This is a genomic window from Blastococcus sp. TF02-8, from assembly GCF_003319175.1.
GTDB lineage: Bacteria > Actinomycetota > Actinomycetes > Mycobacteriales > Geodermatophilaceae > Blastococcus.
In genome coordinates this window covers 26,079-51,100 of sequence record NZ_QOHK01000010.1, presented here as the reverse complement: position 1 = coordinate 51,100, position 25,022 = coordinate 26,079, and the positions used below count along the sequence as shown (strand labels likewise).

Below are 25,022 nucleotides of genomic sequence, written 5' to 3'. Positions count from 1 at the left end.
CCTCCCGTCACCGCGCGGCGCTGGTCACCGCCGCGCAGAACCGGTCCGCGTCCCGCTCCACCTCCGCCATGGGCGTGAGCACCTCCTCCTCGGCGACCGCCAGCACGGCGGCCCGCAGCCGGCGATCGGCCGCGCTCGCGCGGCGTCTGGCGCGCAGCGCGACGAGCGGCCGGCAGACCAGGGCCAGCAGCGCACCGGCCAGCAGCCCTCCGACCAGCAGCAGGGTGGGCAGCGGGATCCCCTCCACCCGCGGCAGCGGCAGCACGTCGTCGAGCTGCAGGAAGCCGAGCGCGACGAGCGCGAGCAGCCACAACGCGCCGGCCAGCGCCACGACCAGCAGCAGCCATTGGAGCGCGCCGGCCCCCCGCTGCCAGAGCGGCACCCGCTCCGGCTCCAGGTCGGTGCCCCCGACGGCCCGGTCGAGCGCGTCGGGCAGTCGCTCCTCGGTGACCTCGGCGGTACGGCGCAGCTCGTCCCGCCACGCAGGGGCGAGCCCCTCCCCGACGTCCTCCCGCACCTGCCGGACCGCCGTCGCGACCCGCGCCGCCTCCACCGCACCGGCGGCCGGCAACGAGGTACGCGACCGCCCGTCGCCCAGGTGCAGCCGCTCGAGCGGATCGGCACGCAGCTTCCTGGTCCAGCGCAGCAGCGGCCAACCGGTCCGGGCGGTGCCCTCCCGCCGGGTGGCGCGCTCCACGGCCTGGGTCACCGTGCGCACGCCGGCGGCGTCGGAGAGGGCGTCCACCAGGTCGTCGGCCACCGGCCGGGTACCGCGACCGGTCGACGCCCCGGGGCAGTGCGCGGACAGCTCCCCAGCGCTCGCGCGCACGTCGGCCACCAGCCGCTCGGTGGCGGCCCGGCGCGCCGACACCCTCCGGGCCAGCTCGGCGCGCAGCTCGGGAAGGCCTTCGCCCGTGCGCCCCGAGGCCGCCAGCAGCGGCGTGGAGGACAACCCTTCCCGGTCCAGCAGCCCCCGCAGGTCGGCCAGGCACGCGCGGGCGGCCGCGCCGTCGAGCCGGTCGACCTGGTTGAGGACGACGAGCAGCACCCCGGCATGCGTGGCCAGCGGAGCGAGGTAGCGCTCGTGCACCGCGGCGTCGGCGTACTTCTGCGGGTCGAGCACCCACACCAGCACGTCGACCAGGCCCACCAGCCGGTCGACCTCGAGCCGGTTCTCCAGCCGCACGCTGTCGTGGTCGGGCAGGTCGAGCAGGACCAGTCCGTCCAACGCGGGCTCGGGTGCGTGCCGGTGGCGGCGGGGCACCTCCAGCCAGTCGAGCAACCGGTCGGCACCGTCGTCCGGGCCGCCCCACACGGTCGCGTGGGCGACGCCGGTCGTCGGCCGGCGCACACCGGGCGTGCTCACCTCGCTGCCCGACAAGGCGTTGAACAGCGTGGACTTGCCGCTGCCCGTGGCCCCCGCGAGGGCCACGACCGTGGCGTCCCCGAGCGCCTCGCGCGCCGAGGCCTTCGCCAGCACCGCCCGGGCCCGCGCCACCTCCGGGACGTCCAGCCGTCCGTCGGCGACCTCCAGCGCCTCGCGCAGCGCGGTCAGGCGGTCGGCCAGCGGCTGCTCGCGGCGCCTCACGCGGCGCGCCGGGCGTCGGCGAGGGCGGCGAGGGCGTCCCGGAGCTCCGCGTCCGCCCCGGCTGCGGGCCCGGCGTCGTCGATCCGGTCGTCGAAGCGGTCCTGCTCGTAGCGGAGCAGCGCGTCCGACCGCTCCCGCAGGTCCTCGCGCGCCCGCTCGGCGAGCGACCGCACCGCCGCGTCGCCGAAGGCGGCCTCCAGCACCCGCTGGCCCACCGCCGTCGTGCCGCCGGCCACGGCCACCTCCCCACCGGTCAGGCCTCCGGTCTGGGCGAAGACCCCCACCATCACGACGGCGCCGGCGCCGTTGACCCCCCAGGAGAGGAGCCGGGCGCGGGTGCGCTTGTCCGCCCCCTGCTCCCGCACCAGGTCCAGCACGGTGCCCTGCCAGTCCCGGACCTGCGCACCCGCGGCCTCGGGGAAGTCGGCCGAGGCCCGGGCGAGCTCCCGCTCGTCGTCCCCCAGGAGCGCCGGGCCACCCGGCAGGCCGCGCCAGGCGGTGACCGTCCGCTCGGCGGCGCGGTCGGCCTCGGCACGCAGGAGGCCCTCGACGCTGTCCTCGAGGGCGCCGGCCAGCCCCTGTTCCGGCGCGGGGCGCCCGGTGAGCGCGGCGGTCACCCGGTCACGCAGCTGCCCCACGCGGTCCTGCAGCGTGCGCATCCACTCCCCCGTGCCCACGAACTCCTGCCACCGGGCCAGCACCTCACCGCGCAGCAGGCTGCCGCTGCGCACTCCCTCGTCCACGCCGTCGCGGGCCGCCTCGTAGGCGGCGGCCGCCGCGGCGTGCAGCGCTCCGGCCGCGGCCGCCTGCTCCTCCACGGCGGTGACGACCGCGCCGGTGCGCTGCTCCAGGCTGTCCAGTGCGCCGACGAGCGTCTGGCGCACCACCGCGGCCCGCTCCTCCTGGTCTGCGGCGAGCGCGTGCAGCCACGTCCGCAGCGGCGCCACCTGCTCCTCGGGCAGCAGGCCCTCGGGGGTCAGCGGGCCCTCCGCCACCACGAAGAGGCGGGCGGCGGCCAGACCGGCCCGCTCCAGCATCCCGCGCAGGTCCGCGGCGATCTCGTCGGCGGCCTCCGGGGGCACCCGGTCCAGCACCACCGCGAGCGCGGTCCCGCGCTCCTGCGCGGTGCGCAGCACGTCCCAGGGCACGGCGTCGGCGTAGCGGGCGGCGGTGGTCACGAAGACCCACAGGTCGGCCGCGGCGAGCAGCTGCGCGGCGAGGTCGCGGTTCGAGGCGACCACGGAGTCGACGTCCGGTGCATCCAGCAGGGCCAGGCCCGGAGGCACGTCGTCGCGCGGGACCAGCCGCACCGAGCCAGGCCCGCCGTCACCCCCGGTGACCCGGGCCAGGCCGGGCAGCACCCGGTCCCCCGAGAAGCTGGCCACGTCCGGACGCGAGCAGACCAGCACCGGAGCGCGGGTGGTCGGGCGCAGCACCCCGGCCGTGGTCACGGGCGCGCCGATCAGGCTGTTGACCAGCGTGGACTTGCCGGCGCCGGTCGAGCCGCCCACGACGGTGAGCAGCGGCGCATCGAGGTCCAGCAGCCGGGGCAGCAGGTAGTCGTCGACCTGGTCGACGATCCCGCGGGCGGCCCGGACGGCGTCGTCCCGGCCGGGGGTGGCCAGCCGCAGCGGCGCCTCGGCGAGTCGGTCCCGCAGCGCGGTCAGCGCCTCCGGGAGGCGCGGCGGTGTGATCACGTCCCTGTCCTGCCCCGGGACGGCCGCCGCTACCCGCTCACTCCGCCAGGCGGGCCCGCTCCTCGCGCAGCGCCTGGAAGACGCGGCGGCGGATGCGGTCCTGGTCCTTCTCCTCGATGTGCACCAGCGACAGGCTGAGCATCCAGCGGGCACCGCGCGCCACCATGCGGATGACCTCGCCGCGCGCCTGCACGGGCCCGTCCTCGAGGTCGATCCGGACCTTCACCGGGGTGCCGGGGTCGGGGGCCAGCCCGAAGCCGTCGAACTGGGCGCGCGCTCCGCTCTCGCTGATGTCCACGGTCTCGCCGGTGAGCTCGTTGCCGTTCAGCTCGACCTCGACGGGGAGGACGACGCGACCGCGGACGGCCATCCGGCGCTGGCTGTGCTCGGCCGGCCCGGTGATCGTCAGCCGCCACCGCACCACGGTGCCGTTCTCGACGTCGAGCACCTCGGCGGGAAGCGCCCGGTGACCGTCGGGGGTCATCCAGTAGACCTCGACGAGGTCGCCGGGGGCCACCAGCTGCTGGTTGACGAAATCGCCGGTCGACGGGCGCACGGAGATGACCCCCTCGTGCACGACCTCCACGCGCGCGGAGACCGACACGTTCGCGGTGGTCAGCCGGATGTCGGCCTCGGTCTGCTCGGCCGGGTGGTCGACGCCGGGAACGCTGCTCATGGGTCCTCTCCGATCGGGTGCGGGTTCCGGCGGTCCACACCTGACCCGCCTGCCCGCGGTGGGGAACCGTATCCGGCGCGTCCGGGTGCGCGCTGCCCCTCCATGGCGACTCGCCGCGCGCCACACCCCGGGGAGGGAGACGCCGGTGGGTTCAGCCGGCCGGCTGCGGCTCCACCTTCGTCCCGGGTGGGGGCGTCCGCCGGTCAACCGCGAAGACCGCGTTGCGGGTCCGCTTCGCGCGGTAGAGCTGCTCGTCGGCGCGGGACATGAGCTCCAGCGGATAGGCGTCGCTCCCGCCGGCCGCCGCGACGCCGAGGGAGAGGGTGATCTCGCCGGGGAGGAAGCCGTCGGGCTGCAGCGTGACCGCGGCCTGGCGCAGCTCCTCGGCGACCTCCGCGGCGCGGGGGGCATCGGCCCCGGGCATCAGGACGGCGAGCTCGTCGCCGCCCAGCCGGGCGACGAGGTCCCCGCCGCGCACGCGGGCGGAGAGGAGCCCCGCGACCGCGCGCAGGGCGTCGTCGCCCCCGGCGTGGCCGTGCCGGTCGTTGACCTCCTTGAACCGGTCGAGGTCGACGAGGACGACGCTGAGCACGTCCCCGCGCGCCCGTGCCTGCGTGCACAGCGCGGACAGCTCGGCGTCCCAGCGCCGGCGGTTGGCCAGCCCGGTCAGCGGGTCCTCGTGGCTGAGCCGCTCGAGGCGGGCGAGCAGCACACCGGTCCGTTGCTGCTCGCGCTCCAGGCGGACGCGGGTGAGCAGCTCGCGGGTGGTGAGCGCGTTGCGGCGGAGGTGGGCGAGGGTGGCGATGAGCGAGGCGGTGGCCAGGTACACCGAGACGGCGAGCAGTTCCGAGGCCGACAACCCCTCCGCGGCCGTGAGGGAGGCCAGTCCGAGCGCCGCCCAGGAGACGGCGACGAGCGCGACGGTCCACCGCGGCCGGGCCACGAGGATGCATCCGCTGCCGTAGATGGCGAGGGTGAAGCCGAGCAGGTGGTAGCGGGGGTCTGCGGAGCGGGTGACGATCCAGGCGACCTCGGCCTGCACGACGGCGAGGACGAGGAAGGTCAGCAGCTCCGGATGCCGGCGGCCGACGGGAAGACGCCACATCGCGACGACCGCGGCCAGCATCGGGATCTCGCACAGCAGCCGCACGACGAGGAAGGACGACGCGTTCGCGCCCTCGGTGACCTGGTCGACCAGTGCCCAGAGCGGAACGGCGAACAGCGCCACCCAACCCACCAGCAGCCCTGCGGTGCGCGCCTGGCCGGCGAGCTCGTCGGCCAACCCGGGGACGGCCGACGCCAGCTGGTCGACCGAGGCGCTCGGCGCCCGCCGGCGCCGACCGGTCCTGACCGCGCCGGCAGGTGACGGCGCCGCTGCCGGCAGCACGTCACCCCGGCGCAGCACCGCCACGAGGCGCTCGGACAGGTTGGACCGCACGTCCTACCGATCGGCACGCGGGCGCCCGCTTCCTGAGGGTTTCCGGGCTGCGCCACCCGAGCGGGTGACGCAGCCGGTCCTCCTCAGCCGTTGCGGCGCGCGGTGAAGCCCGCGACGAAGTCGCGCAGGCTCCGGGTGGGCCGCAGCCACGCACCGTCCGGCGGCAGCGCGTCGAGACGGACGCGGTCCAGCGGCTCGGTGAACGCGCCCGGCACGTCCTCGATGTCGATGAACTCCAGCAGGTCCGACCCGATCGCGTAGCCGGCCACCTCGCTGAACGCGACCACGACGACCTGCGTGCCCTGGCGGGCCAGCTCCTCGAGCGGCTCGGCGAAGTTGCGGCCGTCGCCGGAGAAGACCAGGAGCCGCCGCAGCCGGTGGCTGTGCGCGCGCACCGCGATGTGGTCGAGCATGTCCTGGTCGATGTCGTCGTCGGGCTGGCTCTTGGGCCGGGCGAACACCGAGTAGCCGAAACCGCGCAGCGCCTCCACCCAGCGCTGCAGCGACCCCGGCTGCGGCGGGATGTTGGCGAACACGCACGCCTCGACGTCCGGGGCGTCCGGGGCTGCACCGACCCCGCCGGCGCCCTCGACGAACCACGCCGCGATCGCGTCGAAGCGGGGCCGGGAGGCGGCGGTGGGCCGCGCGCCGATCACCGTCGACAGGGTCATGTCGATGTTCGGCGCGTCCCAGATGAGCAGGTCCAGCGCAGGCCGGTCCCGGCCGTCGTCGACGGCGTCCGGGCGCGCGCCGGTGGCGCCGTCGAGGGTGTCGGGGGTGTCCAGCACGGGCCCAGTCTGCCGGTCCTCCGCCCGGACCGGGAGCGGGGGCGGCGGACCCGGGTCGACCGGCGGAGGCGGACCGACCGGCGAGGTGGCCCGCCGCACGCGGCGGCGGACGTTCACCCGCGGACGGGAGTGGCCCGGCCGGACACGGCGAGCGCGCACAGGTCCCCGCCGGCCTGCTGGACCTCGCGCGCCCACGCGAGCAGCCGGTCGCCGGGCATCGGGCGGCCGAGCAGCCAGCCCTGGGCCAGGTCGCAGCCGGCGGCACGCACCATCCGCAGGTGGTCGGGGGTCTCGATGCCCTCGGCCACCGACCGGATGCCCAGGGTGCGGGTGAGGCCGACGATCGCGGCGAGGACCGCTCCGGTGTCGCCCACCGCCACCCGCTCGGCGGCGGCCAGCAGGGACCGGTCGATCTTCAGCGTCCCGATGGGCAGGGAGAACAGCTGGGCCAGCGAGGACCAGCCGGTGCCGAAGTCGTCGATGGCCACCCGAACCCCGAAGCTGCGCAGCACCGAGAGCTGGTCCTCGGCGCGGGTGGGGTCCTCGGCGACGCTGGTCTCGGTCAGCTCGAGGACGAGCTGGTCGGCCGGCAGACCCGACTGCTGGAGCGCGACCCGGACATCGCGGACCAGCGTCTCGGCGGAGAAGTGGCGGGCGCTCACGTTCACCGACATCCGCAGCCGCAGGCCCTGGGCGGCCCACTCGGCGGCGCGGCGGGTCGTCTCGCGCAACAGCCACCGGGTGATGGGGATGATCTGCCCGGTCTCCTCGGCGACGGACAGGAAGGTGTCCGGCGGCAGCAGGCCCCGCTCCGGGTGCTGCCAGCGCACGAGCGCCTCGACGCCGTCGATCTGGCCGGTGTCCAGCCGCACGACGGGCTGGTAGTGGACGACGAGCTGGTCGATCGCGTCGCCCCGCAGCTTGGTGGCCACCTCCAGCCGCCAGCGGGCCGCCTCGCGCAGCGACGGGGAGAACAGGTGCACCCGGTCCCGGCCCGAGCTCTTGGCGGCGAACATGGCGGCGTCGGCGTCGCTGAGCAGGTGGTGGGCGTCGCGGACCTCGGGACGCGCCACGGCGACGCCGATGCTGGCGCTCAGCGGAACGGTGATCTCCCCGACCTGGAACGGCAGGGCGAAGACCGTCTGCAACCGGAACGCCAGCGCCGCGGCCTCCGAGGCGTCGCAGCCCAGGGCCAGCACGACGAACTGGTCACCGCCCAGCCGCGCCACCGTGTCCCCGGGCCGGAGCTCCTCCGACAACCGCCCGGCGACCTGCCGGAGCAGCTCGTCGCCGATCTGGTGACCGAGGGAGTCGTTGACCGTCTTGAAGCCGTCCAGGTCCAGCATGAGCAGTGCGCCACCGGGACCGTCCGGCGCGCTGAGCGCCTCGTCGGTCAGCTCGAGCAGCCGGGAACGGTTGGGCAGGCCGGTCAGGTCGTCGTGCCGGACCTTCCACTCCAGCTCCTCGCGCGAGCGGACCTGCTCGGTGACGTCGGTGTGCGTGACGACCACGCGACCGTCGCTGTCGACGCGGGTCGCCCGGAGGTGGAACCAGACCGTGCCGCGAGGGCTGTCGGCCGAGTAGTCGAGGGAGAAGGTGCGACCGTCGGACCGGGAGGTCTCCGCCAGCAGGCTGCGCAGACCCTCGGTGAGCTGGGCGTGCGCCCGGGCGCCCAGGCCCCGGGTCATCGCGGTCAGGTAGTCCTCGCCGGGGCGGCCGGGCCAGGCCGGCCCGGGCAGGACCTCCGCACTGCGCGTCCAGGCGCCGTTGGCGGACAGGATCCGCCCGTCGGGACCGACCAGCACGGTCGGCGAGGGCAGCGCCTCCAGGACGGCGGTGAGCCCGCGCAGCTGGCTGTCGCGCTCCTCGTCGCTGCGCCGCCGTCCGTCGATGTCGCGGAACAGCACCGCCGCACCGCCGGGATCGGGGAAGACCCGCACCTCGAACCAGCGGCCCATGGGCTCGTAGAAGAACTGGAACTCCCGCGGCCGGCCGTCCCCGAGGACCTGCCGGTACTGCTCCTCGGCCAGGGAGCCGCGCAACGCCGGGAAGGTCTCCACGACGCTCCGGCCGAGGAGCTCCTCGGCCGTGCGCCCGAGCATCTGCTCGGCCGCGGTGTTCAGGTAGGCGAACCGGCCCTGCGGGTCGAGGCGGTAGACCGCATCGGGCACGCTGCCCAGGGGGTCGGGCCGGCCCGCCGGGGGCCGGTCGTCACCTGGTTGCACGCTGCCCGCTCTCGTCCATCGTCCGGTCCGCGCCTGCGGACTCCGGGCCCGGCCGACCGACCCGGAGGAGCGGGCAGCACGTGAACCGCTCCCGAGAGTAGTAGCCGCCGGCGATCGTCAGGGAGCCGTCACGCCGGCACGTTCCACGATCCCGCGCACGGCGGTGCCGGCGGGCAGCGTCCCCAGCACGCTGCCGGCCTCTCCGCCCAGGCGGGACGCGCAGAAGGCGTCGGCGACGGCGGCCGGGGCGTGCCGCAGCAGCAGCGAGCCCTGCAGGCAGAGCGCCAGCTGCCCGGCGATCCGGCGGGCACGGAAGGGCAGCCCGTCCCGGTCCCCGAGCTCGGCGGACAGCCGCTTCACCGCGTCGTCGTACCGCCGGTCGGCGCCCCGGGCGAGCTCGAGCTCCGCGACGACGGCGGCCAGCGACTCCCCCGAGCGCTCGAGGGCGCGCAGCACGTCGAGGGCGATGACGTTGCCCGAGCCCTCCCAGATGGAGTTCAGCGGCGCCTGCCGGTACAGCCGGGGCAGACCCGACTCCTCGACGTAGCCGTTGCCACCGAGCACCTCCATGGCCTCCGCGACGACGCCCGGGGTCCGCTTGCAGACGAAGTACTTGGCCGCCGCACCGGCGAGGCGGAGGAACGCCGCCTCGCCCTGGTCGACCGCCGCCGCCAGCCGGATCGCCAGCGCGGTGACCGCCTCGCTCTCCACGGCCAGGTCCGCGAGCACGTTGCCCATGAGCGGCTGGTCCACCAGCCGGGCCCCGAAGGCCGACCGGTGGCGGGCGTGGTGGATCGCCTGGGTCAGGGAGGCCCGGACGGTCGCGGCGGAGCCGAGCACGCAGTCGACCCGGGTCATGTTGACCATCTCGATGATCGCCGGCACACCGCGGCCCGGCTCCCCCACCAGCCAGCCGGTGGTGCCGTCGAACTCGACCTCGCTGGAGGCGTTGGACCGGTCGCCGAGCTTGTCCTTGAGCCGCTGCAGCCGGAAGACGTTGCGGCTGCCGTCGGGCAGGACCCGAGGCACCGCGAAGCAGGAGACGCCCTCGTCGAGCTGGGCCAGGACGAGGAACAGGTCGCTCATCGGCGCGCTGGTGAACCACTTGTGACCGGTCAGCGCGTAGCTGCCGTCGGGGCGCGGAACGGCGCGGGTGGCGTTGGCCCGCACGTCGGAGCCACCCTGCTTCTCGGTCATGCCCATGCCGGCGATCAGCCCGGCCTTGCCGGTGGGCTCGGCGAGTCCGAACTCGTAGGCCCGGGCGGTGAGGCCCCGCTCGTAGCGGGCGGCCAGCTCCGGGGCGCGGCGCAGCGCGGGCACGACCGCGTAGGTCATCGTCACCGGGCAGCCGTGCCCCATGTCCACCTGCGTCCAGCCCAGGTAGCCCACCGCCCGGCGCACGTGCGCGTGGGGGCCGGGATCGACCCACGGGGCGCCGGCGAGGCCGTGCTCGACGGCGCTGCGCATCAGCTCGTGCCAGACGGGGTGGAACTCGACCTCGTCGACGCGGTGCCCGTAGCGGTCGTGGGTGCGCAGCCGCGGCGGGTTCTCGTTGGCCAGCCGGCCCCACTCCTGCGCCTGCTCGCTGCCGGCCAGGCGGCCGAGCTCGCCGAGGGAGGCGAGCGTCGCCTCGTCGGCATGCCGCAGGCAGGCCTCGACGAGGGCGGTGTCACCGGCGATCGGGTCGTGCCCGACCAGCGGCGGGACCTGGTTGGTGACCTCGTGGGTGGTGGTCATGGCGGCACCGTACGTGGTCGCGCTCACAGCCCGACCCCTCAGGCGGGCGGACCGCCCAGCAGCAGCTCGCGGAGCAGGTGCATCGCCATCGTGACGGATCGTTCCCGCACGACCGTCCGTGATCCCGGCAGCCGCAGGGCCCGTTCCCGCGCCCCCTCGGGGCCGGCCACGCAGACGTGCACGGTGCCCACGGGCTTGCTCTCCGTGCCACCGCCCGGGCCGGCGATCCCGGTGATCCCCACGCCCACGTCGGCCCCGAACCGTGCCCGCGCACCGTCCGCCAGGGCACGCGCGACCTCCGGGCTCACCGCCCCGTGCTCGGCGAGCAGCTCCGCCGGCACGCCGAGCAGCTCCCGCTTGGCGTCGTCGGCGTAGGCGGTGACCCCGCCGAGGACCGAGGCCGAGGCGCCGGGCCGCGCGGTCAGCCGGGCCGCGAGCAGGCCACCGGTGCACGACTCGGCGGTCGCGATGCGGAGCCCCCGGTCGGCCAGCGCGCCGGTGACCAGCTCGTCGAGCGTCGGTCCGGTGGAGAACAGGGTCGCCGCGTACCGCTGCGCGACCACCTCGGCCAGCCGGTTGTAGGCAGGCTGCGCGTCGGGGGCGAAGCGGGTGACGATCTCCAGCTCGCCCTCCCGCAGGCAGGTGGTGATCTCCAGCCCGCCGAGCTCCGGCTCGACCTCGCGGAGCGTCGCGGCCAGCTGGGCCTCCAACGTCCCCCACAGCCGCAGCGTCCGCTGGTGGAGCTCCGGCTGCCCCTCGAGGAGAGCGCGCACCTGCGGTGCGGCGACCGCGTCCGGCCACATGCCCTGCAGCTCACCCGGGGGCCCGGGGAGCACCACCACCGGCGGGCCGTCCCGGCCCTCGGCGGGTGGGACGACCAGGCCGGGGGCCGTGCCGACCGGCTCCAGGACGGTCGCCCCGGTGGGGACGGCGGCCTGCTTGCGCACGCCCGCGGCGGTCGCCTCCGGGTCCGCCCGCCAGCCCCGACGGGCCATCAGCCGCTCCACGACGGCACCCACCCGCTGCTCGAGGGCGGGGTCCACCGCCGACGGGCGGCCCTGGAACTCCGCCACCACCTGGGCGGTGAGGTCGTCCGCCGTGGGGCCGAGCCCACCCGAGGTGATCAGCAGGTCGGTGCCGATTCCGGCCAGGAACGACAGCGCCGCCCGGAGGTCCTCGGGTCGGTCGCCGACCACGACGACGTGGCCGACGTCGACGCCCAGCCGGCGCAGCTCCTCGGCCAGCCAGGGGCCGTTGCGGTCGGCGACCCGGCCCGTGAGCACCTCGGTACCGGTGACGACGATGCCGGCGCGCAGGACCACGGGGCCGACCCTAGGTGCGGGCGGGTGACCCGGCAGGGGCGGGTCTGCCGACACCCGATCGGGGTGCCCGGCTGCCGCCCGGGGAGGGCGCCGATAGCGTGCGAGGGCGACAGGCACCGACCGGCTCCCGCCGGATCCGCGAGGAGGCACCCGTGAGCACGCCGTCCGATCCGCAGTCCCCCGAACCGACCGACGGTCCGCGCCAGCCGACCACGCAGGAGATCCCGGTGGTCGTGCCGCCGGCGACCGGGGCCACCTCCGTGCAGCAGTTGCCCCCGCCCTCGTCGCCCGCACCCGCGCCCGAGCCGTCGGAGGCACGCTCCACCGGCCCGGTGGACTTCGTCCCGGGACTCCCCGGCCTCGGCACCCCGCCCCCTCCCCCGGCCGCGGCGTCCTGGCCGCAGACCCTGGAGAACGACGCCGCGCCCGCGGCCGCGGCGAGGACCCGGGCTCCGCGCGACCGGACGTTGCTCGCAGCCGCGGGGCTCGTCGTCGCATCCCTGGTCTTGCTCGAGCTGGGCCTGGCGCTGGAGTTCGGCACCGAGTCCTTCTGGTCGGCCCTGCCACTGTGGTCGGCGTTCGCCACCCTGTGCGCCGTCCTCGGCCTCGCGGCGGCGGCCGCGCTGCTGCCCGCCGGGCGGCGGCTCGGCGGGGCCGGCTGGGGGATCGCGGCCGGCGGGCTCGTCGGCCTGGCCGTCTTCTGGGTGCTCGTCGTGCTGCCGAACGCCGACAGCGACCGCGGCTTCCTGCTCACCGCGGCGCTCGGCGCCCTCGGCGGTGCGCTCTGGCTCACGGCGGGTCGCCGCACCTCCTGAGCCCTCGGCGGATCAGCCCCGGCCGTTCCCGCCGTTGCCGTTCCCGCCGTTGCCGTGCCCGTTCCCGCGGCCGTTGCCGCCGCCCCGCGGCTCGGCGGCTCCACCGTCCCCGGCCGTGGCCGGAGCAGGGGCGGGCGCCGGGACGGGAGCCGGCACGGCCACCTCCGTGACCGGCGGGAGGGTCGGGGCGGGAGCCGGGGCCGGCCCGGCCACCGCATAGGTGAGGGTGACGACGGTGCCGGGCGGCAGGCTGCCGATCGGGCTCGCCGCCAGCACGCTCCCCGGCACGGCGTCCACGCTCTCGCGGGCCTCGCGCCGGACCCCCATCCCACGGTCGACGAGCTCGGCCTCCACGACGTCGACCGGCCGTCCGACGACGTCCTCCGCGCGGACGACGACCGGCTCCGGCGCCTCGGCGGCGGTGGTCGGCGCCAGGGGCGGGTCGCTCTGCGTCCGGAGCACCGCCACCCCCAGCGCGGCGCCCACCAGGAGTGCTGCGGCCGGCGCCACCAGCCGTCGGCGGAGCGGGGCGCGCCCCGCACCCGCCGGGGTGAACGGGCGGGTGTCGCCGGACCGCTCCACGGGCTCGAGGGGGCGCCCCGCGAGGACGTCCTCCACCGCCTGCCGGAACGCGGCGCCGTCCCCGAACCGCTCCGCGGGATCCTTGAGCAACGCCCGGTCCACCAGGAGCCGCGCCTGCTCGGGCACGTCCCCGGGGAGCGGCGCCGGCACCTCGCGCAACTGCCGCAGCGCGATCTGGACCGAGTTGTCGCCGTCGAAGGCACGGTGCCCCGCCAGGCACTCGTAGCCGATCATCCCGAGGGCGTACACGTCGCTGGCGGGGCCGGCCTTCTCCCCCGCTGCCTGCTCGGGCGAGAGGTAGTGGGCGGTGCCGACGACCTGGCCGGTCTGGGTCAGCGGGGCACTGCCGGCCGACCAGGCGATGCCGAAGTCGGTGATCCGCACCGTGCCGTCGGTGCCCACCAGCAGGTTGCCGGGCTTGACGTCGCGGTGCACCAGGCCGGCACGGTGCGCTGCCGCCAGGCCCGCTGCCGCCTGGCCCAGCACGTCGAGGGTGCGCTCGCAGTCCAGCCGCCCCTCGCGGGCGAGCAGCTGCGCCAGCGACTCCCCCTCCACCAGCTCCATCACCAGGAACGCCACGTGCTCGCCGTCGGCTGAGCCCTCGCCGTAGTCGAAGAGCGCGGCGATGTTGCGGTGGGTGAGCGCGGCGGTGTGCTGGGCCTCCGCGCGGAACCGGGCGAGGAACGTCGCGTCGCCGGTGTACTCGCTGCGCAGCACCTTCACGGCCACCGGACGGTGCAGCACGGTGTCCCGCCCCCGCCACACCTGCCCCATGCCGCCGGTGGCCAGCAGCGACAGCAGCTCGTAGCGGCCGCCCAGCAGGCGTGCCCCGGCCGGACCGGAGCCGGGCGTCACGGGCCCGCGGTCGTGGGTGCGGCCGAGGTGGCGGTGGCCGTCGGGGTCTCGGGCGCGGTGGAGGGCTCGGTCGGCTCCGACGGGGCGGTGGGACCGGTTGGCGTGGGCGAGGCCGGCAGCGAGGGGGTCGTCGTGACCGGGGCGGTGGTGCCGGTCGGCGCGGTCGTGGCCTCCGGGGTGGTGCTCGGCGTCGAGCCCAGCGGGTCGATCGCGGCCCCGGTGACGGCCGATCCCGCGTTCCCGCTGCGCCGCGGGGCGGCCGCCGCGTAGCGCACGACGACGTCGTCGCCTGCACGCAGCGCCTTGCCCGCCGGTTCGATGCCGGTGACGCGGTCGGGCTCGACGTCGTCGCGCACCTCGGCGCGCACGGTGACCGTGAGGCCCAGAGCGGTCAGCCGGTCGGTGACCTCGCCGACCGGGCGGCCGACGTAGTCCTCCTCGTCGAGCACGAAGCTGCCGCTGACCCGCTGCTCGGCCGCGGCGGCGGTCGACGACGGCGTGTCCTGGGTGAGCAAGTTCAGCACCGCGGCGGTGATCCCGGCGCCCGCGAGCAGCCCCAGCAGGGGGAGCAGCGCGACGGCCAGCCGGTTCCGGCGGCGGGGGACGGGCGGCCCGGCCAGGCCAGGCTCGGTCCGGGGTCCGGCCGGCTCCGCGGAGGCGCCGCGGCCGCCCCGGGGCGCGGGCACGGCTGACGCGACGACCGTGCCGTCCTGCGGCGGCAGCTCACGGCCGGCCTCGACGTCGGCGATCGCGGCCGCGAAGGCCGCGCCGTCACTGATCCGCGCGGACGGGTCCTTGAGCAGCGCGCGCCCGATCAGGGTGCGGACCCCCGGTGGGAGCTCGCCCGGGAGCGGCTCGGGGTCCTGCTGCACCTGCTTGAGGGCGATCGTGACGGCGTTGTCGCCGTCGAAGGCGGGATGCCCGGTCAGGCACTCGTACCCGATGAGTCCGAGCGCGTAGACGTCGCTGGCCGGGCTGGCGTGCCGGCCCTCCGCCTGTTCCGGCGAGAGGTACTGCGGCGTGCCGATGACCTGGCCGGTGCGGGTGAGGGCGACGCTGCGCGCGGACCAGGCGATCCCGAAGTCGGTGATCTTCACGGCGCCGTCGGGGCGTACCAGGATGTTCCCCGGCTTCACGTCGCGGTGCACCATGCCGACGCGGTGGGCCTCGGCCAGGGCGGCGGCGGTCTGGCGGAGCAGGGCCAGGGTCGTGCCCGTGGGGAGCGCCCCCTCACGGCGGAGCAGCGCCGACAGGGGCTCGCCCTCGACGAGCTCCATCACCAGGTAGGCGAGGGTCTCACCGGAGCCGTCCTGGGCCGTCTCCTCGCCGTAGTCGAACACCGCGGCGATGTTCGGGTGGCTGAGCGCCGCGGCGTGCTGGGCCTCGGCCCGGAACCGGGCGACGAAGGTCGGATCCCCGGTGTACTCGCTGCGCAGCACCTTGACGGCGACCGGCCGGTGCAGGGCGATGTCCAGCCCGCGCCACACCTGGCCCATGCCGCCGGCGGCGATGAGCTGGTGCAGCTCGTAGCGGTTCCCCAGGCACCTGCGCCCCGGTTCCACCACCGCTGCCACTCCTCGTCTCCGCCGTCCGCCGTCCTGGCGGTCGCACCGTTCCCGATGCTGTCCACTCCGCTGCCCACCTACACATGGCGGGCGCACACATCGTCTCCGACGGGTGACACCGCTCCTGACCACCCGGCGCCTCCGGACGCCGTGGACGGCGCGCCGGTTGCGCCGTGTACGCACGGGGACACGGACCCCTTCGTCACCCGCCGAACAGCTGGCGACCCCACCAGTCGTGCTCGTCCCGCAGTCCGGGCGGGCAGGCGAACACGGCCGAGGAGGTGTGCCGGATGTACTCGTTGAGCCGGTCGGTGCGCAGATTGCGCTGCACCTGGACGAACCCGGTCTCCGGGTCGCGCTGGTAGGCGATGAAGAACAGCCCCGCGTCGAGCCGGCCGAGCCCGTCGGACCCGTCGACGAAGCTGTAGCCACGTCGCAGGATCGCCGTCCCGGAGTTCGTCGGGTGGGCCAGGAACACGTGCGAGGTCTCCGGGATCGCGGCGTCGCCGTCGGCGCGCGCAGTGAAGTCGACCGGGTCGAACTCGGCCCGCTGGCCGAGCGGGGCACCGGCACCCTTGGTCCGGCCGATCGTCTTCTCCTGCTCGTCGAGCGAGGAGGTGTCCCAGGGCTCGATCAGCATGCGGATGCGCCGGGTGACCAGGTAGGAGCCGCCGGCCAGCCAGTCGCCGCCGCTGTCCCCCCGGTCGACCCACACGAAGCGGTCGAGAGCGGTGGCGTTCTCGGCCTTGAGGTTGTCGGTGCCGTCCTTGAAGCCGAACAGGTTGCGCGGGGTGGCCTGGCCGGTCGAGGTGGACGACGTCCGGCCGAAGCCCAGCTGCGACCAGCGGACGCTCACCACGCCGGCGCCCAGGCGGACCAGGTTGCGCACCGCGTGCACCGCCACCTGGGGGTCGTTGGCGCAGGCCTGGATGCAGATGTCCCCGCCGCTGAGCGCCGGGTCGAGCTGGTCGCCGGGGAACGCCGGCAGCTCCGCCAGGGGCGCCGGCCGCCGGGCGGCGAGGCCGAACCGGTCCGTCCCGTCGGCGGCCGTGAACAGCGTCGGCCCGAAGCCGATGGTCAGGGTCAGCCCCGACGGCGGCAGCCCGAGGGCCTCGCCGGTGTCGTCCGGTGGCGCGTAGCGGTTCCCGTCGACCGCGCCGACCGGGCCGGCGTCCTGGCCCGCCGTCATGCGTCGGGCCGCCTCGGTCCACGCACGGAGCATCTCCACGAGGTCCTCGCGGCTGTCCGTGGTCACGTCGAAGGCCACGAAGTGCAGCCGGTCCTGCGCCGGCGTCACGATGCCCGCCTGGTGCGCGCCGGTGAAGGGGACGGCGTCCGTGGCGGACGGACCGGCCGGAGCGTCGTCGGCCGTGGCCCGGCCGATGGCACCACCCACGCCGCCGGCCACGAGGGCGCCCGCGGTGCCGGCCCCGACCAGCCCGAACAGCCGCCGGCGCGACAGGCCGGCGGCCTGGGGCGCGGGGCCGGACGACTCGCTCATGACGTCCTCATCGATCGGCGACGACCGCCGCGACCTGGCTCACCGACTCGGTCAGGGCGGTGACGCTGTCGCTCAGGCCGCGCAGGTTCTCCTGGCTGAGCTGGTCGTAGAGCATCCAGCCCTCTCCTGCCCGGTACTGCTCGAGCTCGCTCTCCACGGCGGCGAACCGCTCGTCGATCTGGGCGACCAGCTCCGGGTCGTTCTCCTCGAGGTACGGGCGCAGGGCCTGGACCGCGGCCTTCGACCCCTCGAGGTTGGCGTCGAAGTCCCAGAGGTCGGTGTGGGAGTACCGCTCCTCCTCGCCGGTGATCTTCCCGGTGGCGATCTCGTCCAGCAGCGCCTTGGCGCCGTTGGCGAGCTGCAGCGGGTCGAGCGTGACCTGGTTGGCCCGGTCGACGATCTCCTGCACGTTGGTCAGCAACTGGTCGGCGTAGGTGGCCATTCCCTCGGTGGTCCCGCCCACCCAGAGCGCCTGCTCGATGCGGTGGAAGCCGGTGAAGTCCTGCCCCGGCTCCTGGTCGCCCTCCCGGCCGTCGATGATCGGGTCGAGATCGCCGAAGCTCTCGGCCACCGGCTCGGTCCGCTCCCAGTACGTGCGGGCGACCGGGTAGAGGGCCTTGGCGCCCTCGACGTCGCCGGCCTTCACCGCGTCGACGAACGCCGTCGTCCGCTCCAGGAAGGCTGCGGTCTGGCTCTGCACGTACCGCTGGTAGTCCGTCCCCGCCTGGGCGAGGCGCTCGTCCTCCGACAGCTTCGCGGACTCGCCGGTGACGGTGAGCCGGGTGCGGATGCCGTCGCCGACCATGCCCGGCTTGCAGGCGGCCTCGTACTCCCCTGCCGGCAGCTCGACCGGCAGGTCGCGGGACAGGCCCGGCGCGATGTTCTCGACCTCGGCCATGACCCGGTCGCCCTCGGCGTAGACGTAGAACTCGGTGACCTTGCTGCCGCTGTTCTCCACCGTGAACCGGTGGACGCCGGCGGGCAGCTCCGTGGTGTCCACGTCGCACGCGTCGTCGGAGGCGGCGACGGCGATCCGGTCGGTCGGCCCGCCCCCGCCGTCGCCGTCGTCGGAGCCGCCGCAGGCAGCGGTCAGTGCCGCGGTCGCCAGGAGGGGGAGGAGGGCGAGGCGGTGGTCACGCAGCGACATGCGAGGGGTTCTCCGTGGTCGTGGGGGCGGCGGCGCCGCGGCCGGGGGCCTGGCGCTCGGGCCAGAGGAAGAGGGCGAGGACCGGCACCAGGTAGACCACGTAGGCCAGCGCCTCGAGGACCGTGGGAGCGGCGGTGATGTTGAACATCCCGGCGATCGTGGCGCCGTACCAGCTGTCGGGGTCCAGGACGCCGGAGATGTCGAAGGCCAGCACGTCCAGCCCGGGCAGGACACCGGCCTCCTGGAAGTCGTGCACGCCGTACTTCAGGATCCCGGCGGCCACGAAGACCAGGAGGACGCCGCTGACGGTGAAGAACCGGCCGAGGTTCACCCGGATCGCACCGGCGTAGAGCCCGGCGCCCAGGGCGATCGCCGCGAGCACGCCCAGCGAGATCGCCACGAGCGGGGTGGCGCCGTCGCTCGCGCCCTGGGCGGCCGCGTAGAAGAGCAGCGCCGTCTCCAGCCCCTCGCGGATCACCGAGACGAAGGCGATGCCCGCCACGGCCAGGGTGCCGACCCCGATCGCCGTCTCCAGCTTGCCGTGCAGCTCGCCCTTGAGCCGGCGCGAGGTGCGCCGCATCCAGAAGATCATCCAGGTGACCAGGGCGACCGCGATGACCGACGTGATCGCCTCGAACAGCTCGCGGGAGCGGTAGTCGGCCAGCAGCGTGGTCTCGGTGAAGCTGAGCAGGCCCCCGAAGAGCACCGACAGCGCGACCGCGGCGAGCACGCCCAGCCACAGCGGCAGGAGCTGCTTCCGGCGGCCGGACTTGACCAGGTACGCGACCAGGATGCTCACGACGAGGGTGGCTTCGAGCCCCTCGCGGAGTCCGATCAGGAAGCTGGCGAGGAAGGCCTGACCCATGGGGACCCGATCTGTGACGACGACCCACGCCGGCGGACGTAGGGCAGCCTCACCTTAGACCCGCTCCCGTCACTCGTGCACCGCCCGTCCCGCGGGCGGGGGACGAGGGGTCTCGCCGGGCGGTCCGGACCGCGTGACAGGGTGGCCCCGGGGACGTCGGCGGACCGCGCCGCGCACCGACCGAGCCGGGAGGCGGGACGCCGATGTCCGAGACCGTGACCAGGGAGGACGCCGGCGGCGTCGCCACGCTGACCCTGCTGCGCCCCGGCCTCACCCACGCCGCACGTCGTGACCTCCTGGCCGCGGTCGACGCCGTCGCCGGGGACGAGAGCGTGCGCGCGGTCCTGCTCACCGGCACCGGACGCGCGTTCTGCGTCGGCCAGGACCTGGGCGAGCACCTCGCGGAGCTCCAGGGAGCAGCGGCGCCCCTGTCGGTCGTCGAGGAGGAGTACAACCCGCTGGTCCTGGCACTGGCCGCGCTGCGGGTGCCGGTCGTCGTCGCGATCAACGGCGCGTGCGCCGGCGCGGGGCTCGGCATCGCGCTGGCCGGTGACATCCGCGTGGCCGCCGCCGGGGCGAAGTTCACCACCGCGTTCACCGGCATCGGACTGTCCAGCGACTCCGCGCTGGCGGCCCGGCTCGTGCACAGCGTGGGCGGTTCCCGGGCGGCGGAGCTGCTGCTGTTCCCCGAGCCGTTCCTGGCGGAGCAGGCGGGGGACTGGGGGCTGGTGCACCGGGTCGTCCCCGCGGACCAGGTGCTCGACGAGGCCCGTGCGCTGGCCGAGCGGCTGGCGGTCGGGCCGACCGCGGCCTACCGCGCCGTCAAGACCGTGCTGGCGACCGCGGCGACGGACTCCCTGGCGGAGACGCTGGCCCTCGAGGCCCGGCTGCAGACCGAAGTGGGGCGGAGCGCCGACCACCGGGAGGCCGTCGAGGCGTTCCTGGCCAAGCGCCCGCCGGTGTTCACCGGGCGCTGAGCGGACCCGGCGCGGAGCCGGGACGGGTGCACCTGCCGCCGGGGTGGGCCGGACCGGCCCGGGGGCAGGGCGTCAGGGGTGGGGCGTCAGCGGTGCTCTCAGGAGCGCGCGAGGACGGCGCACACCGGGCAGACGTCCGCAGCGCGGACGGGCCACTGCTCCTCGGGCACGACGCGGGCCAGCTCGCCGCAGACCGTCAGCTCGCACGCACCGTCGATCTCGGCGGTCGGCCGGTGCAGCTCCACGGCGTGCCACAGCGGGGCCGTGGGCCCGTGGGCGCGGCTGCGGGCGGCGGCGAAGACGATGGTCTGCAGCATCATGGGGAGGACGTCGGCGGCCGCGCCGCCTCGGGTTACGGGGATCGGCCCGGGTCCCACCCGGAGGGGTGAGACCGACCGCCCGGCGCGCGCTGCCCGCCGCGGGTGCAGGATGCGCCCATGGAGCTCACGAAGCACGGGCACGCCTGCGTCGTCCTGACCGACGGCGAGCGCCGCCTGGTCATCGACCCGGGGGCGTTCACCGACCCGGCGGTGCTGCAGGGTGCGACCGCGGTGCTGGTCACGCACGAGCACTTCGACCACTTCACGCCCGACCGGCTGCGCGCGGCCATGGACGCCGATCCGGCTCTGGAGGTGTGGACCAACGGTTCGGTCGCCGCCCAGCTGGAGGGCACCGGCGGCCGGGTGCACGTGGTGGGCGACGGCGACGCGGTCACCGTGGCGGGGTTCGACGTGCACGTGCACGGCGAGCTGCACGCGGTGATCCACCCGGAGATCCCGCGGATCCCCAACATCGGGTTCCTGGTCGACGGCCTGGTGTTCCACCCCGGCGACGCGCTCACCGTGCCCGGGGAACCGGTGCCGACGCTGCTGCTGCCGGTGCACGCGCCCTGGTCGAAGCTGGCCGAGGTGATCGACTACGTGCGCGCCGTGGACGCCGACCAGGCGTACGCGATCCACGACGGGTTGCTCAACGACACCGGCCTCGCCGGCGTCGCGGGGCTGCTCGGCGAGCGGGGGCCCGGTATCCCGACGCCCTACGGCCGTCTGGCCCCGGGGGAGGCGGTCGAGCTCTGAGCTCGGCCGCCTCCCCCGGGGACGGGTCAGCGGACGGCGCCGCGCGACCGGCCGGAGAGGCCCTCGGCGACACCCAGCAGGAGGATGGCCGCGATCACGGCGAACACGAAGCCCAGGAAGTTGAGCTCGAAGATGCCGGTGTTCTTGTTGAACAGGTGGCCGATGAGCCCGCCGATCACGGCGCCGACGACGCCCAGCAGCAGCGTCGCGACGACGCTCAGCTTCTGACGGCCGGGCTTCAGGAGGCGAGCGAGCGCTCCGATGATGAGGCCGACCACGATGAGCCCGAGGATCTGCACAGCTTTCTCCTTCGTTCGTACCGACGTGGCCCCCATCCCGGCACTCGCCGGTTGCGCACGTCGGTGCACGACGAGGTGCCGTACCCCCAAGATCGCCGGCTGATGCACGGTCCCCCCGTCGGGGGAAGGGTCAGGAGGGGCTCGCGGCCCGGGCGACGTGTGCGGGCACCTTGGCCAGCTCGGCGTCCACCGTCCGCTGCACCAGCCGGCGCAGCGCCCCGCGCTGCAGGCGGCGGACGACCCGGCTGCCCGTCGTGGGCTCGTGCGTGAGGGTGATGGTCACCCGCGTCCCACCCGCGGCACCCTCGGCGAGCTCGATCCGCGTCGTCCACGTCTCCGGCGTCAGGCGCAGCCGGGTGGTGACCAGGCGGCTCGGCTCCCACTCGACGATCTCGCCCCGGGGCGCCCCGGCCGCGGGGGAGCCCTCCAGCCGGCCGGGGGCGCAGACGAACGTCGTCCCGATCCCCGGGGCGCCGGCGGGGCCGTCGAGGACGTAGGAGACGTCGCAGACCGAGCAGTAGGGCTCCAGCACGGCCAGCGCGCGCCACACCTGGGCAGGGGGCTCGGGCACCTCCCGGCTCCCGGTCGCCGTGGTGCTCGTCATCGGCCGCCCACCGAGACCTCGAACTCGACCTGGCTGACGTCCGGGCGCAGCCGGGAGAAGCTGTGCAGCAACGGCTCGCCGGCGCTGTCGCGGACCGTGGTGCGCACCACCAGCAGCGGGGACCCGGCCACGACCTGGAGGAGCTCCGCCTCCTCCGGCGCAGCGGTGCCGACGTCGACGACGATCCGGGCGTGGGCGAGGTCGGCGGAGTACTCCCGGCGGAGGTAGGCGTACAGGGAGCCCTGGCTGAAGTCCTCCTCGGCCGCCCCGGGGTAGCGGTCGGCGGGCAGGTAGCTGTGCGCGACGTGGTTGGGAGCCCCGTCCAGGCTGCGCAGCCGCTGCAGCTCGATGACGTCCGCGGCGCCGTCGAGGGCCAGTTCGGCGGCCACGGCTGCGGGCGCGGGGACGATGCGCTGGGTGAGGACGGTCGTGCCGACCTGGGCGCCGGTCTCGGTCATCACCGAGCTCCACCCGGCGATCCGGTGCACGAAGCTCTCGCGGTACTCGTGCCGGATGGCCGGCCGGGTCACGTACGTGCCGCGGCCCTGCTCGCGGACGAGGTGACCGTCGGCCACCAGGCCGTCGACGGCCCGGCGCAGGGTGATCCGGCTGACGCCGTACTCGGCGCACAGCACCGGCTCGGGCGGCAGCAGGCTGAGCTCGGGGAGCGCGGCGACGCGCCGCCGGAGGTGCTCCCGGACCGACAGGTACTTCGGTCCGGGGACGGGGCTGACCACGCAGCAAAGGTACTGCGAAACCAGACGTCTGGTCGTCATGTCGTATGAGACGTCACACCGGCGGGGCAGCGGTCGCCGTCGGGCGCGCGGCGCCGCAATCGTCTAGACGTCATGACGTATGGTGGCGGCTTCCGACCCGGAGGGAGGTCCGATGCGCATCGGGATCCTCACCGGCGGGGGCGACTGCCCCGGCCTCAACGCCGTCATCCGGTCCGTCGTGCGGACCGCCGAGCACCGGTACGGCAGCGAGGTCGTCGGTTTCCGCGACGGCTGGCGGGGCCTGCTGGAGGACCGGACGACGCCGCTCGACGTCGGCGCCGTGGACGGCCTGCTCACCCGCGGCGGCACCGTCCTGGGGTCCGCCCGCGTAGCGCCCGGGCTGCTCCGCGACGGGCTGGACCGGATGCGGGCGGTGCTCGCCGCGCACGAAGTCGACGTGCTGATCCCGATAGGCGGCGAGGGCACGCTGACCGCCGCCCATATGCTCTCCGAGGCCGGCGTGCCGGTGGTGGGGGTGCCGAAGACGATCGACAACGACATCGACTGCACCGACCTCACGTTCGGCTTCGACACCGCCGTCAGCATCGCCACGGAGATGATCGACCGGCTGCACACCACCGCCGAGTCGCACCAGCGGGTGCTGCTGGTGGAGGTCATGGGCCGGCACGCCGGCTGGATCGCGCTGCACGCCGGCCTCGCCGCCGGTGCGCACGTGACGCTGGTCCCCGAGGAGCCGTTCGACGTCGAGGAGGTCTGCCGCCTCGTCAGCGCCCGCTTCGCCCGAGGGGCGTCCCACGTCATCGGCGTCGTCGCCGAAGGTGCCACCCCCCTGCCCGGGACCATGTCCATCCGCGACGGCGGGGTCGACGAGTTCGGCCACCGCCGCTTCACCGGCGTGGCACAGCAGCTCGGCGAGGAGCTCGAGGCGCGCACCGGCAAGGAGGTCCGGACGACGGTGCTCGGTCACGTCCAGCGCGGCGGCACACCCACCTCCTTCGACCGCGTGCTGGCGACCCGGTTCGGCCTGCACGCCGCGATCGCCGCGCACGAGGGACGCTTCGGCGAGATGGTCGCCCTGCACGGCACCGAGATCGAGCTCGTCCCCCTGGCCGAGGCGGTGGCGCGGCTGAAGACGGTCACGCCCGCCCGGCTGGCCGAGACGCACGCCTTCACCGGCTGACCTGCGGGAACGCTTCCGGGGGACAGCCGGTCGGGTTCCGAGTCCTCCCGGATCACCTTGGGGAAGGATGCCCTCGTGGGGGACTGGGCGGAGGGCCGCAACCGGAAGTGGGAGGCCACCCACGAGCGCATCTACGACGTCGCCGTCGCGCTGTTCACCGACGAGGGCTTCGAGCAGGTGTCGGTCGCGAGCATCGCGGCCGCCGCCGGCGTCTCCGTGCAGACCTTCTACGCGCACTACCCCAGCAAGGAGCACGTGGTCATGAACCTGCTCCTCCCGGAGCAGATCGCCACGCTCTTCGGCGCCCCGCCCGCGGACCGGACGCTCGGAGAGCGCATCAGCGAGACGGTGGTGGGCGCGATGTCGGCCTTCGACACCGAGCAGCGAGCCCAGCTGCTCACCCGCTGGCGGATCATCGCCGGCACGCCGTCGTTGCGGCACCGGGTGGGGGAGTTCGACCGGGTGACGGCGCTGATGGTGGCCGAGTCCCGCACCGGTGGTGGCCCGGTCCGGCCGGTGGACCTCGTGATCGCCGGCGCGTACTTCTCCGCCATGACCACCGCGCTGCTCGGATGGGCCGACGGTGACGGCGAGCGCGATCTCCGGGAGTGCCTCGTCGAGGCCTTCGACGTCCTGGCCGGCGCCGGCGCCGATCCCGGCTGAGCGGTTCGACCAGGCCGAACGGATCGGGCACGGTCCGGCGACGGGCGCACGGGACACGGCCGGGAACAGGTGTTCCCCGCCGCGAGGACGGCAGACTGCCCCGGTGACCGACGTGGGCAGCCGGAGCGCCCGGTGGGAGGACACCCACCACCGGATCGGCGCCGTCGCCGTGCAGCTCTTCCTCGACCACGGCTTCGACGCCGTCAGCGTGGGCCAGATCGCCTCCGCCGCCGGCGTCTCGGTGCCGACCTTCTACGCGCACTACCCCAGCAAGGAGCACGTGGTCCTGCAGCTGCCCACCCCGGAGCAGACCGCGGCCCTGCTCGCCGCGCAGCCGCAGGAGCTGCCGCTGGACCGGCTCGTGCGCGGCATGTGCGTCGGCGCGGTGGCCGGGGTCGTGGGCACCGCGTACGAGGCGGTGCTGGCCGCCCGCTGGCAGGTCATCGCCACCACACCTGCCCTGCGCCACCGGGCCGGAGAGTTCGAGCGGGCGACCGCGGCGCTGGTGCTGGAGAAGCTCGAGGAGGCGACCGGACGACCGACCGGCCCGACCGACGCGGTGGTCGCCGCGGCCTACCTCTCGGCGTACACGGTGGGCCTGCTCGTCTGGGCCGACGCCGCGGGGGAACGGGGCCTGCTCGAGTGCGTCGAGGAGGCGTTCGACGCACTCGACGAGGCCCGCTGA

The 25,022-nt window shown here is 75.4% G+C and carries 23 protein-coding genes; 6 read left to right on the top strand and 17 right to left on the bottom strand.

Annotated elements, in window-relative coordinates:
• Positions 1-7 precede the first annotated feature (7 nt).
• From DQ237_RS16930 to DQ237_RS16895, 8 genes are all read right to left on the bottom strand, one after another.
• On the bottom strand, positions 8-1,588 hold the full coding sequence (locus DQ237_RS16930; protein WP_113801314.1) for a GTPase: 1,581 nt from the start codon (positions 1,586-1,588) through the stop codon (positions 8-10).
• Complete coding sequence (locus tag DQ237_RS16925) at positions 1,585-3,285, bottom strand: GTPase domain-containing protein (RefSeq protein WP_113801313.1); 1,701 nt, start codon at positions 3,283-3,285, stop codon at positions 1,585-1,587. Before DQ237_RS16925 ends, DQ237_RS16930 begins: the two co-directional genes overlap by 4 nt.
• 37 nt (positions 3,286-3,322) lie before the next feature.
• A complete protein-coding gene (locus tag DQ237_RS16920) occupies positions 3,323-3,961 on the bottom strand; it encodes a flagellar brake protein (RefSeq protein WP_113801312.1) in 639 nt (212 codons plus the stop codon).
• Positions 3,962-4,112: 151 nt separating this feature from the next.
• Positions 4,113-5,399 carry a diguanylate cyclase gene (locus DQ237_RS16915; protein ID WP_113801311.1) on the bottom strand — a complete coding sequence of 429 codons (1,287 nt, stop codon included), beginning with the start codon at positions 5,397-5,399 and terminating at the stop codon, positions 4,113-4,115.
• An 83-nt stretch (positions 5,400-5,482) separates the two neighbouring features.
• A complete protein-coding gene (locus DQ237_RS16910) occupies positions 5,483-6,187 on the bottom strand; it encodes an NYN domain-containing protein (RefSeq protein WP_240619698.1) in 705 nt (234 codons plus the stop codon).
• A 113-nt stretch (positions 6,188-6,300) separates the two neighbouring features.
• The gene (locus DQ237_RS16905; protein ID WP_113801359.1) at positions 6,301-8,358 is read right to left on the bottom strand and encodes a bifunctional diguanylate cyclase/phosphodiesterase; all 2,058 of its coding nucleotides are present in this window, start codon (positions 8,356-8,358) and stop codon (positions 6,301-6,303) included.
• A gap of 171 nt (positions 8,359-8,529) precedes the next feature.
• Positions 8,530-10,149, bottom strand: a complete 1,620-nt coding sequence (locus tag DQ237_RS16900) for an acyl-CoA dehydrogenase family protein (RefSeq protein ID WP_113801358.1) — start codon at positions 10,147-10,149, stop codon at positions 8,530-8,532.
• 38 nt (positions 10,150-10,187) lie between these two features.
• A complete protein-coding gene (locus DQ237_RS16895; protein ID WP_113801310.1) occupies positions 10,188-11,471 on the bottom strand; it encodes a competence/damage-inducible protein A in 1,284 nt (427 codons plus the stop codon).
• A 152-nt stretch (positions 11,472-11,623) separates the two neighbouring features.
• Here DQ237_RS16895 and DQ237_RS16890 point away from each other — a divergent pair, with 152 nt between their 5' ends.
• The gene (locus DQ237_RS16890; protein WP_113801309.1) at positions 11,624-12,286 is read left to right on the top strand and encodes a hypothetical protein; all 663 of its coding nucleotides are present in this window, start codon (positions 11,624-11,626) and stop codon (positions 12,284-12,286) included.
• 12 nt (positions 12,287-12,298) lie between these two features.
• Here DQ237_RS16890 and DQ237_RS16885 read toward each other — a convergent pair whose 3' ends face one another.
• The 5 genes from DQ237_RS16885 to efeU form a co-directional block, all read right to left on the bottom strand.
• Positions 12,299-13,723: a protein kinase gene (locus tag DQ237_RS16885; protein ID WP_240619697.1), complete on the bottom strand. Its 1,425-nt coding sequence runs from the start codon at positions 13,721-13,723 to the stop codon at positions 12,299-12,301.
• Positions 13,720-15,288, bottom strand: a complete 1,569-nt coding sequence (locus DQ237_RS16880; protein WP_240619696.1) for a protein kinase — start codon at positions 15,286-15,288, stop codon at positions 13,720-13,722. Before DQ237_RS16880 ends, DQ237_RS16885 begins: the two co-directional genes overlap by 4 nt.
• Positions 15,289-15,490: 202 nt before the next feature.
• Positions 15,491-16,789 carry an iron uptake transporter deferrochelatase/peroxidase subunit gene (efeB, locus tag DQ237_RS16875; RefSeq protein ID WP_113801307.1) on the bottom strand — a complete coding sequence of 433 codons (1,299 nt, stop codon included), beginning with the start codon at positions 16,787-16,789 and terminating at the stop codon, positions 15,491-15,493.
• 7 nt (positions 16,790-16,796) lie between these two features.
• Positions 16,797-17,936: an iron uptake system protein EfeO gene (efeO, locus tag DQ237_RS16870; protein WP_113801306.1), complete on the bottom strand. Its 1,140-nt coding sequence runs from the start codon at positions 17,934-17,936 to the stop codon at positions 16,797-16,799.
• Positions 17,923-18,801 (bottom strand): iron uptake transporter permease EfeU, encoded by an 879-nt coding sequence (efeU, locus tag DQ237_RS16865; RefSeq protein WP_113801305.1) that lies wholly within the window; start codon positions 18,799-18,801, stop codon positions 17,923-17,925. The genes efeO and efeU overlap by 14 nt, the downstream gene beginning before the upstream one ends.
• 203 nt (positions 18,802-19,004) lie before the next feature.
• Here efeU and DQ237_RS16860 point away from each other — a divergent pair, with 203 nt between their 5' ends.
• Complete coding sequence (locus DQ237_RS16860) at positions 19,005-19,778, top strand: enoyl-CoA hydratase-related protein (protein WP_113801304.1); 774 nt, start codon at positions 19,005-19,007, stop codon at positions 19,776-19,778.
• A gap of 98 nt (positions 19,779-19,876) precedes the next feature.
• Here DQ237_RS16860 and DQ237_RS16855 read toward each other — a convergent pair whose 3' ends face one another.
• Positions 19,877-20,098: a hypothetical protein gene (locus DQ237_RS16855; protein WP_113801303.1), complete on the bottom strand. Its 222-nt coding sequence runs from the start codon at positions 20,096-20,098 to the stop codon at positions 19,877-19,879.
• A gap of 117 nt (positions 20,099-20,215) precedes the next feature.
• On the opposite strand from DQ237_RS16855, the gene DQ237_RS16850 reads away from it, so the two are divergent.
• Positions 20,216-20,854, top strand: coding sequence for an MBL fold metallo-hydrolase (locus tag DQ237_RS16850; RefSeq protein ID WP_113801302.1), 639 nt, complete (start codon positions 20,216-20,218; stop codon positions 20,852-20,854).
• Positions 20,855-20,880: 26 nt separating this feature from the next.
• Here DQ237_RS16850 and DQ237_RS16845 read toward each other — a convergent pair whose 3' ends face one another.
• The 3 genes from DQ237_RS16845 to DQ237_RS16835 all read right to left on the bottom strand — a co-directional run bounded on the left by DQ237_RS16845 (position 20,881) and on the right by DQ237_RS16835 (position 22,494).
• Positions 20,881-21,153, bottom strand: coding sequence for a GlsB/YeaQ/YmgE family stress response membrane protein (locus DQ237_RS16845; protein WP_205730261.1), 273 nt, complete (start codon positions 21,151-21,153; stop codon positions 20,881-20,883).
• A gap of 130 nt (positions 21,154-21,283) precedes the next feature.
• Positions 21,284-21,757: an SRPBCC family protein gene (locus DQ237_RS16840; RefSeq protein ID WP_113801301.1), complete on the bottom strand. Its 474-nt coding sequence runs from the start codon at positions 21,755-21,757 to the stop codon at positions 21,284-21,286.
• Positions 21,754-22,494, bottom strand: a complete 741-nt coding sequence (locus DQ237_RS16835; RefSeq protein WP_240619695.1) for a GntR family transcriptional regulator — start codon at positions 22,492-22,494, stop codon at positions 21,754-21,756. Before DQ237_RS16835 ends, DQ237_RS16840 begins: the two co-directional genes overlap by 4 nt.
• Positions 22,495-22,645: 151 nt before the next feature.
• Here DQ237_RS16835 and DQ237_RS16830 point away from each other — a divergent pair, with 151 nt between their 5' ends.
• The 3 genes from DQ237_RS16830 to DQ237_RS16820 all read left to right on the top strand — a co-directional run bounded on the left by DQ237_RS16830 (position 22,646) and on the right by DQ237_RS16820 (position 25,022).
• Entirely contained in the window at positions 22,646-23,674 is a 1,029-nt protein-coding gene (locus tag DQ237_RS16830) for an ATP-dependent 6-phosphofructokinase (RefSeq protein WP_113801355.1), read from the top strand.
• A 75-nt stretch (positions 23,675-23,749) separates the two neighbouring features.
• Positions 23,750-24,337 carry a TetR/AcrR family transcriptional regulator gene (locus DQ237_RS16825; protein WP_166509659.1) on the top strand — a complete coding sequence of 196 codons (588 nt, stop codon included), beginning with the start codon at positions 23,750-23,752 and terminating at the stop codon, positions 24,335-24,337.
• Between the two features lie 103 nt (positions 24,338-24,440).
• Positions 24,441-25,022: a TetR/AcrR family transcriptional regulator gene (locus DQ237_RS16820; RefSeq protein ID WP_166509658.1), complete on the top strand. Its 582-nt coding sequence runs from the start codon at positions 24,441-24,443 to the stop codon at positions 25,020-25,022.